The 15719-nt window shown below is 65.1% G+C and carries 22 protein-coding genes and 1 tRNA gene; 13 read left to right on the top strand and 10 right to left on the bottom strand.

Features of this window, described 5'->3' with window-relative positions:
• Positions 1 to 18: 18 nt before the first annotated feature.
• From AC07UX_RS00115 to AC07UX_RS00085, 7 genes are all read left to right on the top strand, one after another.
• Entirely contained in the window at positions 19 to 309 is a 291-nt protein-coding gene (locus AC07UX_RS00115) for a YciI family protein (RefSeq protein ID WP_495190022.1), read from the top strand.
• On the top strand, positions 306 to 920 hold the full coding sequence (gene hisH / locus AC07UX_RS00110) for an imidazole glycerol phosphate synthase subunit HisH (protein ID WP_495190021.1): 615 nt from the start codon (positions 306 to 308) through the stop codon (positions 918 to 920). Before AC07UX_RS00115 ends, hisH begins: the two co-directional genes overlap by 4 nt.
• 32 nt (positions 921 to 952) lie before the next feature.
• Entirely contained in the window at positions 953 to 1690 is a 738-nt protein-coding gene (hisA, locus tag AC07UX_RS00105) for a 1-(5-phosphoribosyl)-5-[(5-phosphoribosylamino)methylideneamino]imidazole-4-carboxamide isomerase (RefSeq protein ID WP_495190020.1), read from the top strand.
• Positions 1691 to 1800: 110 nt separating this feature from the next.
• Positions 1801 to 2565, top strand: coding sequence for an imidazole glycerol phosphate synthase subunit HisF (gene hisF, locus AC07UX_RS00100; RefSeq protein ID WP_495190019.1), 765 nt, complete (start codon positions 1801 to 1803; stop codon positions 2563 to 2565).
• Positions 2566 to 2739: 174 nt separating this feature from the next.
• Positions 2740 to 3039 (top strand): PEP-CTERM sorting domain-containing protein, encoded by a 300-nt coding sequence (locus tag AC07UX_RS00095; RefSeq protein WP_495190018.1) that lies wholly within the window; start codon positions 2740 to 2742, stop codon positions 3037 to 3039.
• Positions 3040 to 3079: 40 nt separating this feature from the next.
• The gene (locus AC07UX_RS00090) at positions 3080 to 3400 is read left to right on the top strand and encodes a phosphoribosyl-ATP diphosphatase (RefSeq protein ID WP_495190017.1); all 321 of its coding nucleotides are present in this window, start codon (positions 3080 to 3082) and stop codon (positions 3398 to 3400) included.
• Positions 3401 to 3471: 71 nt separating this feature from the next.
• Positions 3472 to 4053, top strand: a complete 582-nt coding sequence (locus tag AC07UX_RS00085) for a hypothetical protein (RefSeq protein ID WP_495190016.1) — start codon at positions 3472 to 3474, stop codon at positions 4051 to 4053.
• 7 nt (positions 4054 to 4060) lie between these two features.
• On the opposite strand, the gene AC07UX_RS00080 is transcribed toward AC07UX_RS00085, so the two are convergent.
• Positions 4061 to 4954, bottom strand: a complete 894-nt coding sequence (locus tag AC07UX_RS00080; protein ID WP_495190015.1) for a histone deacetylase family protein — start codon at positions 4952 to 4954, stop codon at positions 4061 to 4063.
• 57 nt (positions 4955 to 5011) lie between these two features.
• Here AC07UX_RS00080 and AC07UX_RS00075 point away from each other — a divergent pair, with 57 nt between their 5' ends.
• The 3 genes from AC07UX_RS00075 to AC07UX_RS00065 are packed head-to-tail and all read left to right on the top strand — an operon-like array spanning position 5012 to position 7508.
• Complete coding sequence (locus AC07UX_RS00075; RefSeq protein WP_495190014.1) at positions 5012 to 6460, top strand: L,D-transpeptidase family protein; 1449 nt, start codon at positions 5012 to 5014, stop codon at positions 6458 to 6460.
• Positions 6461 to 6463: 3 nt separating this feature from the next.
• Positions 6464 to 6778: a hypothetical protein gene (locus tag AC07UX_RS00070; protein ID WP_495190013.1), complete on the top strand. Its 315-nt coding sequence runs from the start codon at positions 6464 to 6466 to the stop codon at positions 6776 to 6778.
• 52 nt (positions 6779 to 6830) lie between these two features.
• The gene (locus AC07UX_RS00065; RefSeq protein WP_495190012.1) at positions 6831 to 7508 is read left to right on the top strand and encodes a murein L,D-transpeptidase catalytic domain family protein; all 678 of its coding nucleotides are present in this window, start codon (positions 6831 to 6833) and stop codon (positions 7506 to 7508) included.
• A 47-nt stretch (positions 7509 to 7555) separates the two neighbouring features.
• On the opposite strand, the gene AC07UX_RS00060 is transcribed toward AC07UX_RS00065, so the two are convergent.
• The 7 genes from AC07UX_RS00060 to AC07UX_RS00030 form a co-directional block, all read right to left on the bottom strand.
• A complete protein-coding gene (locus tag AC07UX_RS00060) occupies positions 7556 to 8290 on the bottom strand; it encodes a hypothetical protein (RefSeq protein ID WP_495190011.1) in 735 nt (244 codons plus the stop codon).
• 143 nt (positions 8291 to 8433) lie between these two features.
• Positions 8434 to 9129 (bottom strand): ATP12 family chaperone protein, encoded by a 696-nt coding sequence (locus AC07UX_RS00055; RefSeq protein WP_495190010.1) that lies wholly within the window; start codon positions 9127 to 9129, stop codon positions 8434 to 8436.
• Positions 9126 to 9383 carry a hypothetical protein gene (locus AC07UX_RS00050; protein WP_120251742.1) on the bottom strand — a complete coding sequence of 86 codons (258 nt, stop codon included), beginning with the start codon at positions 9381 to 9383 and terminating at the stop codon, positions 9126 to 9128. Before AC07UX_RS00050 ends, AC07UX_RS00055 begins: the two co-directional genes overlap by 4 nt.
• Positions 9380 to 10039, bottom strand: a complete 660-nt coding sequence (locus AC07UX_RS00045; protein ID WP_495190009.1) for an HAD-IA family hydrolase — start codon at positions 10037 to 10039, stop codon at positions 9380 to 9382. The genes AC07UX_RS00050 and AC07UX_RS00045 overlap by 4 nt, the downstream gene beginning before the upstream one ends.
• Entirely contained in the window at positions 10036 to 11448 is a 1413-nt protein-coding gene (locus AC07UX_RS00040) for an RluA family pseudouridine synthase (RefSeq protein WP_495190008.1), read from the bottom strand. Before AC07UX_RS00040 ends, AC07UX_RS00045 begins: the two co-directional genes overlap by 4 nt.
• The gene (crcB, locus tag AC07UX_RS00035; RefSeq protein WP_495190007.1) at positions 11445 to 11831 is read right to left on the bottom strand and encodes a fluoride efflux transporter CrcB; all 387 of its coding nucleotides are present in this window, start codon (positions 11829 to 11831) and stop codon (positions 11445 to 11447) included. Before crcB ends, AC07UX_RS00040 begins: the two co-directional genes overlap by 4 nt.
• A gap of 71 nt (positions 11832 to 11902) precedes the next feature.
• Positions 11903 to 12862 (bottom strand): DMT family transporter, encoded by a 960-nt coding sequence (locus AC07UX_RS00030; protein ID WP_495191734.1) that lies wholly within the window; start codon positions 12860 to 12862, stop codon positions 11903 to 11905.
• Between the two features lie 93 nt (positions 12863 to 12955).
• Between AC07UX_RS00030 and AC07UX_RS00025 the strand changes: the two genes are divergently transcribed.
• Both AC07UX_RS00025 and AC07UX_RS00020 read left to right on the top strand, forming a co-directional pair.
• Positions 12956 to 13441 carry an Lrp/AsnC family transcriptional regulator gene (locus tag AC07UX_RS00025; RefSeq protein WP_495190006.1) on the top strand — a complete coding sequence of 162 codons (486 nt, stop codon included), beginning with the start codon at positions 12956 to 12958 and terminating at the stop codon, positions 13439 to 13441.
• 189 nt (positions 13442 to 13630) lie between these two features.
• Positions 13631 to 13927, top strand: coding sequence for a hypothetical protein (locus AC07UX_RS00020; RefSeq protein ID WP_495190005.1), 297 nt, complete (start codon positions 13631 to 13633; stop codon positions 13925 to 13927).
• Positions 13928 to 14015: 88 nt separating this feature from the next.
• Here AC07UX_RS00020 and AC07UX_RS00015 read toward each other — a convergent pair whose 3' ends face one another.
• Entirely contained in the window at positions 14016 to 14246 is a 231-nt protein-coding gene (locus AC07UX_RS00015) for a hypothetical protein (protein ID WP_495190004.1), read from the bottom strand.
• 329 nt (positions 14247 to 14575) lie between these two features.
• Positions 14576 to 14666 (bottom strand) — tRNA-Ser (locus AC07UX_RS00010).
• A gap of 102 nt (positions 14667 to 14768) precedes the next feature.
• Between AC07UX_RS00010 and AC07UX_RS00005 the strand changes: the two genes are divergently transcribed.
• Positions 14769 to 15650 carry a peptidylprolyl isomerase gene (locus AC07UX_RS00005; RefSeq protein WP_495190003.1) on the top strand — a complete coding sequence of 294 codons (882 nt, stop codon included), beginning with the start codon at positions 14769 to 14771 and terminating at the stop codon, positions 15648 to 15650.
• The last annotated feature ends 69 nt before the right edge of the window (positions 15651 to 15719 follow it).

The raw sequence follows: 15719 nt of genomic DNA, 5'->3' as shown, positions 1-15719 counted from the left end.
TTACCGAAGGGTCATTCCATGTTCGTCATCGCGCTCACCTATACCGCTTCGATCGAAGTGCTGGACGGGCATCTGGCGGATCATCGGGCGTGGCTGGACCAGGGGATTGCCGATGGCTGGCTGTTGCTGGCAGGGCGGCGCGAACCGCGTACCGGCGGCATCTTGCTGGCACGGGGCGAGCGGAGTGAGGTCGAGCGGCTGGCCGCGACCGATCCGTTCGTGCTGAATGGCGCGGCCACGGTCGAGGTGATCGAATTCCATCCGGTGCGCGCGGCCGGTGGCGTCAGCCTGGAGAGCCTGCTGGCATGACCATCGCCCTGATCGACTATGGCGCGGGCAATCTCCATTCGGTACATAATGCCCTGCGCAAGGCGGGCGCGGAGAATGTCGTCATCACCGCCGATGCAGATGTCGTGCGACAAGCCGACCGGATCGTGTTGCCGGGTGTGGGCGCCTTTCGCGCCTGTCGCGATGCGCTGGTGGCGATCCCCGGCATGGTCGATGCCATGAACGAAGCCGTGAACGAGCGCGGCAAGCCGTTTCTGGGCGTTTGCGTGGGCATGCAGTTGCTGGCCGATGCGGGCGAAGAATTTGGCCGACATGAAGGATTGGGCTGGATTCCCGGCACGGTGCGACTGGTCGAGCCGACCGACGCGACCGTCAAGGTGCCGCATATGGGCTGGAACGATGTAGTGCTGAACGGCCATCCCCCGCTGATCGAAGCGGGTGAGGCCTATTTCCTGCACAGCTATCATTATGAAGCGGCGAACCCCGCGCATGTCGCCGCCGTGACCGACCATGGGGGGCCGCTGGTCGCCGCCGTGGCGCGCGACACCATCATCGGCTGCCAGTTTCACCCGGAAAAGAGCCAGCGCTACGGGCTTTCATTCCTTGCGCGGTTTCTGGACTGGAAGCCGTGAAATAATGCAACCTCCGTTTTGGAATTCGGATTATGTCCCTGATCGTCTTTCCCGCCATCGACCTTAAAGGCGGCCAGGTCGTGCGCCTTGCCGAAGGCGACATGGAGCGCGCCACCGTCTATGGCGACAATCCCGCCGCGCAGGCGCTGCTTTTTGCGGAAGCGGGCGCACAGCATCTGCATGTGGTCGATCTGGACGGCAGCTTTGCCGGCCACGCCGTCAATGCCGCAGCGGTCGAGGCGATCGTGGAGGCCTTTCCCGGCCATGTGCAACTGGGCGGCGGCATCCGCAACCGGGAGGCGGTGGAGCGCTGGTTTGACCTCGGCGTATCGCGCATCGTGATCGGCACGGCGGCGCTGAAAGATCCCGCTTTCGTGAAGGCGGCGGCGCGCGACTTCCCCGGCGGCATCGTCGTCGCGGTGGATGCGCGCGACGGCTTCGTCGCGACCGACGGCTGGGCGGAAAAGAGCGACATGCCGGTGATCGACCTGGCCCGCCGGTTCGAGGATGCCGGCGTCGCCAGCCTGCTCTTCACCGATGTGGGCCGCGACGGGCTGCTGAAAGGCGTGAATATCGACGCGACCGTCGAATTGGCCCGTGCCACCGACATGCCGGTGATCGCCAGCGGCGGCGTGGCGGGGATTGCGGATATCCGCATATTGAGCCTGCATGCCGATGACGGGATCGAAGGCGTCATCACCGGCCGCGCGCTCTATGACGGGCGGCTGGACCTGAAGACCGCGCTGGCCGTGGCGCAGGCGGCGGCGTAACCGATACTCAATGACCGTTCGCCCTGAGCCTATCGAAGGGTTCGCCTGAGCGCAGCGAAGGCAAGGTGTTTCGGCTTCGCTCAGCCCGAACGGATTAGGGAAGTTCAACCATGACTGTCCGCACCCGTGTTATCCCCTGCCTCGACGTCGCCAATGGGCGCGTGGTGAAGGGCGTCAATTTCGTCGATCTGAAGGACGCCGGCGATCCGGTGGAGCAGGCCAAGCTCTATGACGCGGCCGGGGCGGACGAACTTTGCTTCCTCGACATCACCGCCACGCATGAGGCGCGCGGGACGATACTCGATGTGGTGCGCCGTACCGCCGAAGTCTGTTTCATGCCCGTGACCGTCGGCGGCGGGGTGCGCACGCCGGAGGATGCGCGCGCATTGCTGCTCGCCGGGGCGGACAAGGTGGCGGTCAACAGCGCGGCGGTAGCGCGGCCCGAACTGGTGGCGGACATAGCCGACCGCTTCGGTGCGCAATGTATCGTGGGATCGGTCGATGCGCGCAAGGTGGGCGAGAATCGTTGGGAAATCTTCACCCATGGCGGCCGCAAGCCGACCGGCATCGACGCGCTGGAGCATGCGCTGCGCCTGGCGGAACTGGGTGCGGGCGAACTGCTGGTCACGTCGATGGACGGGGACGGCACACGCCAAGGCTATGACCTGGCGCTGATCCGCGCCATCGCCGACGCGGTGTCGGTGCCGGTAATCGCCAGTGGCGGCGTCGGCACGCTCGACCATCTGGTCGAAGGGGTGGTCGAGGGCCATGCCAGCGCCGTGTTGGCGGCCTCCATATTTCATTTCGGTCAACATACTATTGCTGAGGCGCATCAGGCTTTGGCGGCCGCCAATATCCCGGTGCGCAGCCATTAAGATTTACGCCGCCGTAAAATGTCGGGTTAATTGACATTAACCATATTCGTCCACCTAAAGCCGCGCCAGATAATCACGCAAAAGCGTCACTTTGATCGAACTGGCACGCAACCTGCGAGGATGAGGCAGGGTCGTTTCAGAACGATGCGTTCTTTTCGAAACAGGGTGACGAATATGAAAATCAGCAAACTTCTTCTCGTTGCCGGCTCTGCCAGCCTGATGGGCCTGGCGACGCCGGCGCCCGCCAACGCCACCTTCTGGTGCTGGTTCGGCAAGTGCGGTGGTTCGTCCAGCGGTGGCACCAGCAGCACCGGCGGAAATGGCAGCACGGGTGGCAATACGAGCACCGGCGGCAACAGCTCGTCGGGCGGCACGCCGACCCCGGTGCCGGAGCCGGAACAGATGGCATTGTTCGGCATGGGCGCGGCCGTTCTGGCCGGCCGCATGTTCCTTGCGGGCCGCAAGCGCAAATAATCGATTGACGGGTCGCGCGCACGGCGCTTCATGCGCTCCCATGCGCGCGACCCTCCACACTCTCGAACAGACCATCCGCCAGCGGCGGAGTGCCGATCCTTCGACATCCTACGTCGCCAAGCTGGCCGCCAGAGGCCGCGCCAAGATTGCGCAGAAGGTCGGCGAGGAGGCGGTCGAGACGGTGATCGCCGCCATGGCGGACGACCCTGCCGACATCATCGGCGAAAGCGCCGACCTCATCTTTCACCTGATGATGTTGCTGGCCGACATGGATGTGCCGTTCGACGCCGTGCTGGACGAACTGGATCGGCGCGAAGGCGTGTCGGGCATCGCCGAAAAGGCCGCGCGTCCCAAGGCGTGAGGCGCGGAACGGACATATATCATCCCTTCTGCGTTGATGCGGCAATTGGCACGGCATGAAGGGGGAGACATATGATACGCACATTGATCGGGGGGCTGCTGGGCGGCCTTGCCATGTTCATCACCGGTTTCATCTTCTGGGGGACACCGCTGTCCGCGCTGGCATTGAGCCGCGTCGGCGATCAGGCGAGTGCCAATTTGCAGGCGGCCATGGCGCAGGCGCTCAGCCTGACCGGCACAGGCGTCTATGTCATTCCCGATCCGGCGACCGCGCAGGGCACCATCCTCTACGGTCGAGGGCCGGTCGCGCAGGTCTTCTACAATGAAGGCGGCTTTCCCGTGATGGATAGCGGCGCGCTGATCGGCGGACTGATCCTGTCGCTGGTCGTCGGTGTTATCATTGCCCTCGCCCTGCGTTTCGCCCTTAGGGATTTTGCAAGCCGGGCGCGCGTCACGATCCTGTTCGCGCTGGCGGCCGTGCTGTGGCTGCATATCGGCCAAGCTGTGTTCAACCATGCGCCCTGGGGCTACATCATCTACCTGAGCTTCAGCGATTTCGTGGCGCTGGCCGTCGCCGGCCTGATCGCCGCGAAACTGATGGACAGCAAGGCTGACGCAAGCGTGGCGACGGCGGACGCGGGTACGCTGCACTAAATCACCCCTAAATCTCCTGCGCCATACGGATCATGCAGGCGGCGTGACGGTGGGCGACGGCCATGCGGTCTTCGCCATAGCCGCCGCCCATGGTGCTGGCGACGGGGATGCCCCGCCGCCGGGCCTGTCGCATGACATAGCGGTCGCGCGCATCCAGACCCGCATCGGTCAGCGCCAGCCGGCCCAGTCGATCCGCCCCATGTGGATCGACGCCAGCCTGATAAAGGATGAGGTCGGGCACAAAATCGGCCAGTACCCGCGGCAGCGTGTCCATCAGTATCGCCAGATAGGCTTCATCGCCGGTGCCATCCTCCAGCCCGATATCGAGCGTCGAGCGGGCCTTGCGCACCGGGAAATTCTTTTCCGCATGGATCGACAGCGTAAAAATGTCCCCGCGACCCGCCAGCAGCGACGCGGTGCCATCCCCCTGATGCACGTCGAGGTCGAGGATCAGGATACGCGCGGCATCCCCCTCCGCGACCAACCGGTTGGCCGCGATGGCGAGGTCGTTGAACACGCAATAGCCCGCTCCGGTATCGGCCAAAGCATGATGGCTGCCGCCCGCCGCATTGGCGGCATAGCCATGGATCATGGCCAGTTTCGCCGCAACCCAAGTGCCGCCGGGCGACAGCAGGGATCGGCGCATGACCCGATCCGTCACGGCAAAGCCGATCCGCCGTGCTTTTTCCGGCGGGACGGTCAGGGTCAGCACTTCATCGACATAGGCCGGATCATGGACCGCATCGATCCACGCGCGGGGCATGGGTTCGGGTTCAACTATCTGGAAAGGCGCCGCGGTTTCACGCAGCGCTTCCATCACCAATCCATATTTATCGAAACGAAATCGACTGCCAGCTGTTGCAGGGGAGACATAGGCGGGATGGTGAACAACGTGCAGCATGATCTTTTCCCGCTATCGCGATTCCCACTTAGGTTGCTTTGCGCTATCTGGTCCAGCATGAACCGTTCCAAGATGATCCGTATCCCCTTGCTGGCGCTTGCCGGCTTCACCGCGCTGCCGATCGCCGCGCAGACGCCGCCGCCCGCCGTGGCGCCCACCCTGTCCGTGCCGACGGTACAACCCATTCCCGCGCCGCCGCCGCCAGTCCCGATCCCGGCCCTGTCACCGGCGCAGGAAGCCTGGGCCAACGACTGGCTGAAGAGCGGCGCGGCGCAGGGGCTGATGGCGCGGCAGAAGGCCAGCGGTCCGCTGAAGGGCGATGCGCTGGTCAGTGCCCTGCTCGACCGGGCGAAGGCGCTGAGCACCGGACGGGTCGATACGGCCGACTTCCTCAATATCTGGGCGTTGCGCCCCGCCGCTTTCGATCCGCGTCCGGGCCTAGCCAAGGCGGTGAGCGAGGATCGGCTGGCGCAATGGTCCGCCGGACTGACGCCGCCCTGGGCAGGCTATGACACGCTGCGCAAGGGTCTCGCCAAATATGAGGCGATCCGCGACAAGGGCGGCTGGCCCATGCTGACGGCCGCATCCGCGCCCGATGTCGTGCGCGCGCGCATCGCACTGGAAGATCCCGCCGTCACGCAGGACGAAAAGCTGGTCGACGTGATCCAGCGCGCCCAGCGCCGCTATGGCCTCGAACCCACCGGTTCGCTCGGCACACGCACGCTGGAAGCATTGAATGTCGGCGTGGACGATCGGATCGCCGCGATCATGGCCAATATGGAACGCTGGCGCTGGATGCCGCGCACCCTGCCGGTCAACCGTGTCCAGGTGAACATCGCCGCCGCCGTGCTGACCGTGTTCGAGGGCGACCAGCCGGTCAGTTCCATGCGCGCCGTCACCGGCAGCCCGGACAATGCGACGCCGATGCTGTCGTCCAGCATCCATTCGATCGTGGTCAATCCGCCGTGGAATGTGCCCATGTCGATCGCCAAGCGCGAGCTTTTCCCCAAGGGCCGCGCAACGCTGGCAAAGCAAGGGTACAAGATCGTCAAGACGCCCGAAGGCGGGGAACGGATCGTTCAGCCGGCAGGACCGAACAGCGCGCTCGGCCGGTTGAAGTTCGACTTCAACAACCCCTTTGCCGTCTATCTGCACGACACGCCGTCGCGCGGGAAATTTTCCAGCTATGACCGGCTGGCCAGCCATGGCTGCATCCGCCTGGAAAAGCCCGTCGCGCTGGCCGAGCAGATGGTCGCGGCCGACCCGAACCTGAACGGCCAGATCCAGACGCTGATCGACGAGGGCAAGACGCAGCGCGTGTCGCTGCCCAGCCAGGTGGCGGTCTATCTGCTCTACTGGACGGCCTTTGCCGGCAATAACGGCACGGTCAGCTTCCGCGCCGATCCTTATGGCTGGGACAAGCTGCTCGCACAGAAGATCGAGGCATCGAGCCGCCGCGTCGATCCTACCGCCGCCCCCTCTCCCGCTATCGCATCGAAGGACTGATCCATGCGCAAAATCGCTTTCATCGCCCTCGCCGGCGCACTCGCCCTCGCCGCGTGCGGCAAGAAGGAAGAGCCGGCACCCGACGCCACGAACAATCTGGTGGAGCCGCCAGTCGAGAATGTGATCGTCGAGGAACCGGAAGCGCCGCTGCCCGAAGTGCAGAATAATGCCGCCGCGACTCCGGCCGCCGCGCCACCCAAAGTGTCGGAACAACAGCAGATTCTGGATGATGCCGAAGCTAGCGGGATGACGGCGCGCTTGCCCGAAGGCGGCGAACAGAGCCAGCCTGCGGACGAAGCGAGCAAGACGGGCCAGTGATAGCCCGCGCCCCGGTCTTGGACCGGGGCGTCGCCTTTGCTATATTGCGTCCATGGATCGCCGCAATTTTACGAAGTTCGCTTTAAGCGGACTCGCCTTTTCGTTTCTGTCGGACAGCATGGGCCGTGCCGCGCTGCCTGCTACAGGCCCTGAACCCGTGACGCCGGCTTCGGTTCCGACGGTGCCCGCCACGCCGCGTGCGGTTGCGCAGAAGCCCTATGCGGCGTTGCTGGAGCGCGCCAAGGCCGCGCTCGACGATCATGCCCATCATTTCGAATTGCGCGATCGTCTGGCGATCGTGGATTTCGACGCGCCGTCGAAAAACCCGCGCATGCATATCGTCGACCTGATCGGCGGGCAGACCAGCAGCTATCTGGTGTCGCATGGTCGCGGGTCCGACCCGGCCCATTCGGGTTGGTTGCACAGCTTTTCCAACGAGTTCAACTCGCTGGCCAGTTCATCCGGCGCGTTCAAGACCGGCGACATGTATTTCGGCCAGCATGGCCGCTCGATGCGCCTGCTCGGCCTGGACGCACAGAATAGCAACGCCGAATCGCGCGCGATCGTGGTCCACGGTGCCGATTATGTGAGCGAGGACCATGTCGCGGCCTGGGGCAAATGCGGGCGATCGGAGGGATGCTTTGCCGTCGCGCCGCATATCGTGCCGCAGGTGCTGGGCCTGCTGGGTCCAGGGCGGATGCTCTATGCCGACAAGATCGGCAATGGCTGATGATATGAAATCCTGCCTATGCGCAGCATGGAGAGGATTTCGGTAGCTTAGCCCTCGGTCGCTGGGGCGCCAGTCATCGTGTCGATCTGCGGCTTGTTCACTGCGTCGATCGACCCATCGGCGATCATCGCCTGGCCCATGCTGATCGCCTCGTCACGTATGCCTTCTTCGGTGCCGGTCTGGCTGGCGCCGACCAGGGCGGCCAGCAGCACGTTCTTCGATGCCGCATCGGCGGGTTGATCCGCGACCGTCTGGCGCGCCAGTTTCAGCGCTTCTTCAAAGAAGGGATCGGCCCCGCCCCGGTCATGGTCGCGAAGATTCTGGTTGCCTAACTGGATCAAGATGCCGGCCAGTATGTTGCGGCTGGCGACCTCGGTAGGCTTGGCCTCCACCACCTTGCGCCAATAGGGGACCGATTCGTCGTAAATGGGGATGACCCGGTCCATCTGTCCCAACGCGCCATAGGCGGCCGCCTGCGCATACAGGGCGTTGGCGAGGAAATTGAGATTGTCGATCTTCGCCGGATCGGCTTGCGCAGCTACACGGATCGCCGGCAGTGCCGCGTCATATTTGGCAACGGCGGTGGCGTTGTCGCCCTTCTGCTGGGCAGTCTGGCCGGCGGTGAAATCGGTCACGGCCTTGTTGAACGCCGCGATTTCCGCCGATGTCAGTTCCCGCGCGACGGGGACTTCGGCCGCCGGGGCAGCCTCCTCCATCGGGGGGGCTTCAGGCGGGGGTGCGTCGGGCACCTGCTGGGCAAGCGCCGGCGCGGAAACAGCCATCAGGGCCGTGATAACGGATTTTGCGAACGTCGAGGTCAACGTCGAAGTCTCCTATAGCGTTGCAGCAGGATGGATGCCGGACATAGGCTGTCCGTGCTGGCGGCAGAATGAACGAAGCCCCGCTCCGGTTCCAGCGCTTGTTCTTATCCCCGGCTTAATGCGCAAAAAGCGCCGGCGGTGGCGAAGTCATCGGCGCGGCGGACACTGCGCGCCGCGGCCTCCGCATCCTCGCCCCATTGTTCGACCTGCCAGGCCTCGTCGATCTCCGCCGCCGCCCATATCGCGCCGATCTCATGGCCGCCCTCCACCACCGCAAGGGCGCAGACCAGCGATCCGCTGAGCGTCACCAGCGTCGACAGTCCGGTAAGGATGAAAGGATCGAGCGCCGCGACGGCCGCGCCCAGCCGGTCCAGCGTCTCGTCGGGTTGGGGCACGGGGATGATCCCCTGCGTCACGGCGAAGGTCACGTCATAGCGGCCGCGCGCCCAGTCGAGCAACGGCTCCCAGGCCGCCGCCTGCCGCGCGACCAGCGTATCGGGACCATTGGCGCGATAGCAGAGCAGGTCGGACTGTGCATAGCGGGCCACCCCCTCGGCAAAGCTGGCGCGGTCAGGCGCGACATGGTCTATCGCCGCGTTGGCAAGGCCCGTCATGGGCATGGCGGCGGGATCGATCACTTCGCCCTGCGCCCGCCATTCCTGCGCGATCGCGTCGGCCAGCGCGGCGGTAGGCAAGGTCAGCGACGCGCGCGCGGGCGTGCGGACCGGGCGTCCGTCCAGCCGGATGGCATGGCCGCCGTCATCGGCAACCACGGTGACATCCGTGTAGAAACGCTTCATTGCGGCGGCCTCTTGCGGAAGAGCGCCAGCAGAAGGCGGGGGACGACGACGAACTGGAACAGGCCGGTGACGACCATGATCGCGCCGAACGCCTTCGCCTTGTCCCCCTGAACCCAGGTGAAGCGCTGCATGATGGCGAGGAAGCCGAACATGACGATGAAGGCGCCCGACAGGCGGAACAGGCCGATCGCGAAATGGCGCTGACGCGCGACGGAATCGGGATTGGGTGGAGGCGGCGGCGGAAGGTCGGTCATGGCGCGCCGATATGGCCGCGCAATTGCGCGCTGTCCATCGCCACCGCATGCGCGCCCGCCGCGATCAGCTCATCGGGCAGATGATAGCCCCAGGCGACGCCGATGCTGCGCACGCCCGCAGCCCGGCCCATTTCGATATCGAAACTGGTGTCGCCGATCATGACCGTCGTGTCGGGGGCTGCGCCGGCCTCCGCCATGGCGGTCAGCAGCATGGAGGGATGCGGCTTGGACGGATGGCGGTCGGCGGTCTGGAGCGTCACGAACCGGTCGATGATGCCATGATGGGTGAGGCACAGGTTAAGGCCCCGGTCCGACTTGCCGGTCGCCACGCCCAGCAGCCATCCGGCCGCGTCCAGTTGCCGCACCAGATCCGCGATACCCGGATAGAGCGGCTCCTGCACGCCCTGCTCCCGCCGCATCGCCTGAAAGGCCAGCTTGTAGCGATCGGCGAGGTGATCGTGAAAATCCCCCTCCGCCTCCGGCAGCAGGCGCGCCATCGCCACGGGCAACGACAGACCCACCGCCGCCAGGATCGCCAGCCGGCCCGGCGGGGGCAGCTTCACATCCTCGAACGCGCGCACCATGGCAGTGCAGATGCTGTGCTGGCTATCGACCAGCGTGCCGTCGCAATCGAAGACGACAAGGCGATTGGTCATCCCTGACGGCTGCTCCCACGCGACCGCCGTTCGCCCTTGCGATCCTTGCGGACCTGCTTGGCATGCTGGCGCGCGAATTTCTTCTCATCCTCGCGGGTCGGGGTCCGGTCGATCTCATCGTCCAGCGGCATGTCGCCCAGCTTCAGGTCGAATCCCAGTTCCTGAAGGCTGTTGGCGAAATGGGTCGGCAGGTCCGCCATCACATCCACGCGCCCGCCATCGGGATGATCCACCCGGATGCGCCGTGCATGCAGGTGCATCTTGCGGCTGATCGTGCCGGACAGAAACGCATCCTTGCCACCATATTTGCCGTCGCCCACGATCGGGAAGCCGATCGCCGCCAGATGCACGCGCAACTGATGGGTGCGGCCGGTATAGGGTTGCAGTTCCACCCAGGCGGCGCGGTTGCCGGCCCGTTCGATCACGCGATAGCGGGTGCGGGCGGGCAGGCCCTCCTCCTCATCGACGTGCATCTTTTCACCGCCGGTGCCCGGCTGCTTGCCGATCGGCAATTCGATCATGCCGTCGTTGATCGACGGCACGCCGATGACCAGCGCCCAATAGACCTTGCGCGCGGTGCGGCTGGAAAAAGCCTTTGCGAAATGGGCAGCGGAGCGGCTGGAACGCGCCAGCAACAGCGCACCCGACGTATCCTTGTCCAGCCGATGGACCAGCTTGGGGCGCGATTCTGCGTCGAACAGCAGGCCGTCGAGCAGCTTGTCGACATGCTCGTCGGTCTTGGTGCCGCCCTGCGTGGCGAGGCCGGGCGGCTTGTTGATGACGATCGCCTGTTCATCGCGGTGGATCACCATGTCCTGGACATAGGCGATCTCTTCCGGGGTCAGGTCGATGACGCGGACGCGCTTGGGGCGTTCGGCGGCTTCGGGCTTGGCTTCGGCCGGGGGCACGCGGATCATCTGGCCTTCGACGATGCGGTCGCCGGGCGCAGCGCGCGCGCCATCGACGCGGAGCTGGCCCGTGCGCGACCAGCGCGACACCAGGTTGAAGCCTACATCGGGCAGGTGGCGCTGGAACCAGCGGTCGAGGCGGATTCCGTCATCGTCGGCCTGCACGCGATATTGCCGCACGTCGAGCGAGACGCCCTTGGCCGGGTTGGGCCTGGCGGGCTTTGCGAGCGCAGCTACCACCGGCTTGGTCGCAGCCGATTTCGCGGCGGCCGGCGCCTTGGGCTTGAAGGCGGGCTTGCCATCCTTGAACGCAGGCTTGCCGTCCTTGCGCGGGCCAGCGGGTTTGCCGCGACCGGTCGCAGGGCCGGCTTTGCGGTCGGAGGGCTTGCGGTCGGAGGGCTTGCGGTCGGAAGGCCGGCCGCCCGAAGGCCCCTTGGCAAACGGTGCCTTGCCACCGCGCGACCCTGCGCCGCCACTCCTGGCTGGAGGACGCCCCTTCATGCCGCAGCACTCCGCATGACGGTGAGGCCGAGCGCCACCGCACCGACCGCGCCTGTTACCGATGCCACCGCATAGCCCATGGCGAGCGCAGCCTGGCCGCGTTCGATCATCAGCATGGTGTCCAGGCTGAAGGCGGAGAAAGTGGTAAAGCCACCCAGCACGCCGACGCCCAGCAACAGGCGGATCGGTTCGCCCGATGCAGTGTTACCGCGCGCCAGCCAGCCGGCAAGCAGCCCCATGGCGAAGCCGCCGATCAGGTTCACGGCAAAAGTACCCCAGGGCCAGGCCGTACCGGGCATCATTTGCCCCGCCAGCCGACCGGTCAGATAGCGCGCCAGCGTGCCTAGCGCACCGCCGCCCATCACAAGAAACATGTTGGTCATGAAACCCGCCCTATAGCGATTCCGCAAAAGGGGAAAGGTCGCAATACCGCTCTTCCCGTTCGGATGTGGGTCTAGATGGTCGCCGCTGCATCCGTGGCCGGGCGCCGATGAACGGCGATGCAACCGATGACGCTGGCCACCACCAGCACGAAGGCGGCGCTTTCCAGGAGGGTCGGCAGACGCTGTTCCCACAGGAAGCCATAGATCAGCGCGAAGCCGGTTTCGAACAGGATCATCTGCCCCACCATGGTGAGCGGCAGCAGCCGGCTCATCCGGTTCCAGAGCATGTTGCCGACGATCGAGGCGAACAATGCGACAGCGAGTGAGACAGCCAAAAACTTCGTCCAGGCTGCGGCATCATGGTGGCCAATGCCCATGGCCAGTGCGAACGGCAGCAGTGCGAACGCCTGCGCGCCGGTCATCAGGCCGATCGCTAGATTCCAGTCCTGCGCCGATATGCCGCCCAGACGGCCGAGCCAGCGGCTGTTGCCCACGGCGAAGGCGGACCAGGAGACAAGGGCGCCTGCGGCACAGAGAAAGCCGATGATCCGGGGGCCGAGCGAGGAGGTGCCCGGCACCGCGATCGCCTGCCAGCCGATGCACAGCGCGCCTGCGCCGCAGAGCAGCAGGGAAGGCGCCAGCCGGCGCAGCGACACCGCGCCCCGTTCCCGACTGCCGATGATGGTCACCGCCACCGGCAGGAAACCGATCACCAGCGATGTCATGGCGATGCCGCCCATCTGCACGGCCGTCGCCAGCAGCACATAGTAAAAGAGATTGCCGGCGAGGGCGAGCCAGCCGAGCGCCCACCAGGCGCCCGACGTCATCTGCCCGACCAGGCTGCGCCAGCGCGGTGCGATCAACAGGCCCGACATCAGGCCGTAGGCAAGATAGCGACCGATGGCGAGGTCGAGCGGGCGGAAATCCCGTACCAGCGCCGGGGCAAGGAAGACCAGACCCCATAAGGCGCCTGCCCCCATGCCGCACAGGATGCCGGTCAGCTGCCTATGCTCTCTGGATGTTCCGTCCATGCCATGCCCTTCGATCATGAGGACGAGAATTATCATCATTGCAGCGGGAAAAATGCTCTTGATTGGGCATGTGATTGCAACAATTACCCGATCATGCCCGCTCCGACGCCGCCTGCCCGCTCCCTCGACCCGTTCGACCGGGCGATCCTGCGAATCATCCAGCGCGACAACCGGACGCCGCAGCGCGCCATTGCCGAAGCGGTGAACCTGTCCACCGCTGCCGTGCAGCGCCGGATCGCCGCGATGGAAAGGAACGGCGTCATCGCCGCCAATGCCGCGATCGTCGATCCCGATGCGGTGGGTCTGGGCGTGACATCGATCGTGGAGGTCAATCTGGTCGATGAGAAGGCGGCCACCGTCGACCGGGCCAAGACGCTGTTCCGTAACGATCCGGACGTACAGCAATGCTATTATGTCACCGGCGGGCGCAGTTTCATCATGGTCATCGTCGCGCCCGACATGCGCAGCTATGAAGCGACCACCCGCCGCCTGTTTGCGGAAAATGACGCGGTGGGAAGCTATCACAGCTATCTGGCGCTCAGCCGGGTCAAAGCGGGGATGGAATTGGGGATCCCCTGATCGGGCGGCGGGCGATAGGTAAAAACAACCCCGCCGGAGAAAACTCAACGGCGGGGCCAAGGTTCAGGGAGTCACTCCAAAGGGGGAAGAGTGACAGGACCTAAATAGGGCGATAGGATGAACGTTCAATGACTATTCTCCGATAAAAATGTCCGGGGAACCACTGGCACCAAGGCGACTTTAAAACATATGCGCGAGCCTACATCCCTCTCCCTCACCTTCGACTGCTGGACCCTCGGCCTGGAAGTCTGCTCGGTGATCGGCATGCGCTTGCCCCGATTGATGACCGGAAACGCCGCCGCCATGGCAGAAGCCCAGTTGATGGTCAGCGAAAAGGTCGAGGCAGTCGCCCAATTGCAATGGAAGATGATGACCGGCCGGCTCGGTTCGTCCGGCCCCGCCATGCTGGACGCATCCGTCGCCCATTATCGCAAGGCCGTGCGGCGCAACCAGCGCCGCCTTGGGAAAACCGCCAAGAGCCGATAATCCATCAGGATCAGAATAGCATCCTGATTGCCGTTGGCCTGCACGATGACCGTCGCGTTCAGCGGCCAGATCAGCCGCCCCGGCAGTGCTACCTGCGTATCGTCGCTAGATTATGGCAGGATTGCGTCCGCCACTGGCCCGCCTTGATCGTCCAAAAAGCCTGTTCCCGAATGGGCGACGAACCCATGCGCGTTTGCCAGGCCTGAAATTCGGCCAGGCCGATCGCGCCGTGGCGGTCTTTGTCGATGCCCATGAAGCGGGTGCGGATGATATGGTCGCGGCACAGCGGTACCACCGGCCGCCATTCGTTCATCGTCACCAGCCGTCGCCACTGCCGTACGCCTGCTGGAGCATGGCGGCCCCGGCCGTGCCGACTGCGTGCGCTTGACCGGCTTCATCTCGCGCGGCTTGGCCGGACGCCTCTGGCCATTGCCGGGCGGGCCATCGCCGCTGCCCTCCGGAGAGCCACCCATACCGCCCCCGCCCATGCCACTCTGGGCCAGAAGCGGATCGAACCGAGCAGCAACGCCGCCCATCGCGAAATAGCCCCGCAGTTCAGCGAGGTTCGATGAAAATGCTGGATAACCTGTGGGGCGGCGGATGCACATCTTCAACAGCCATTTAGAATCATGGGCTTTATGAAGGTCTTGGCGGAGCGGGAGGGATTCGAACCCTCGATACGCTTTTGACGTATACTCACTTTCCAGGCGAGCGCCTTCGACCACTCGGCCACCGCTCCGCATTTGCACTGGAGGCGGCTCCCTATCGCGCGGCGCGCGGCTAGGCAAGGGGGGATGGCAAGGCGCTTTACTTTATCTGCCAGCCGCTGTCTGATCGCGGCATGATCCGCCTCCTCCCACTGGCATTGTCCGTTACCGGCCTTGCATCACCCCTGGCAGCCGCCACCACGCCTGCGGCGCTTGTGGCGCAGGCACCGGCCGCCGTATGGCAGCCCATTGCCGCCGACGAACTGCTGGTCATGACCCTGGAAGGGGGCAAGCGCGTGGTCATCCAGTTGGCCCCCGGCCTGTCGCCACGCCATGTCGCCAATATCGTGAAACTGGCCAAGGCCCATTGGTGGGACGGGACTAGCATCAATCGGGTGCAGGACAATTATGTCGCGCAGTGGGGCGACGCGACCGAAAGGAAGCCGGTGCCGCCGGGCCTGTCCGCCACCAGCGCGGACGATTATGAACTGTCGCTGGCGAACCGGCGGCTGGCGATCACGCCGCTGCCCTATGCAGATCCCTATGCGCCCGCGACCGGCTTCGTCGCGGGATGGCCGGTGGCGATGGATGGCAACGCCGCATGGCTGCCGCACTGCTATGGCTATGTCGGCGTGGGGCGCAACCTTTCACCCGATGCGGGGACAGGGGCGGAACTCTATGCGGTGATCGGGCAGGCGCCGCGCCAGCTTGATCGCAACATCGCCGTCGTAGGGCGCGTGATAGAGGGGATGGCGACCCTGTCCAGCCTGCCGCGCGGATCGGGTGAACTGGGGTTTTACACGCCGCAGGAGCATCAAGTCCCGATCCTGACCGTGCGCCTGGCCAGCGAATTGCCGCAGGCCGAGCGGCCGCGTTTCGAGATGATGGATACAGGCTCACAAAGCTTCGCCGATTATCTGCGCCTGCGCGCGAACCGGAAGGATGATTTCTACGAACGGCCGGCCGGCGGCGTGGACCTATGCAATGCGCCAGTCCCGGTCAGGGCCTCGCCATAACCATAAGGCCCCTGCCCGGCCTCCACGACCGGGACGATGTCGAACTCAGCACAGGTCGTGGAAGGTAAA

It is taken from the genome of Sphingobium sp. GW821-FHT02B05, assembly GCF_059421905.1.
The sequence above is the reverse complement of the archived record's forward strand: the minus strand, read 5'-3'. Positions and strand labels throughout refer to the sequence as shown.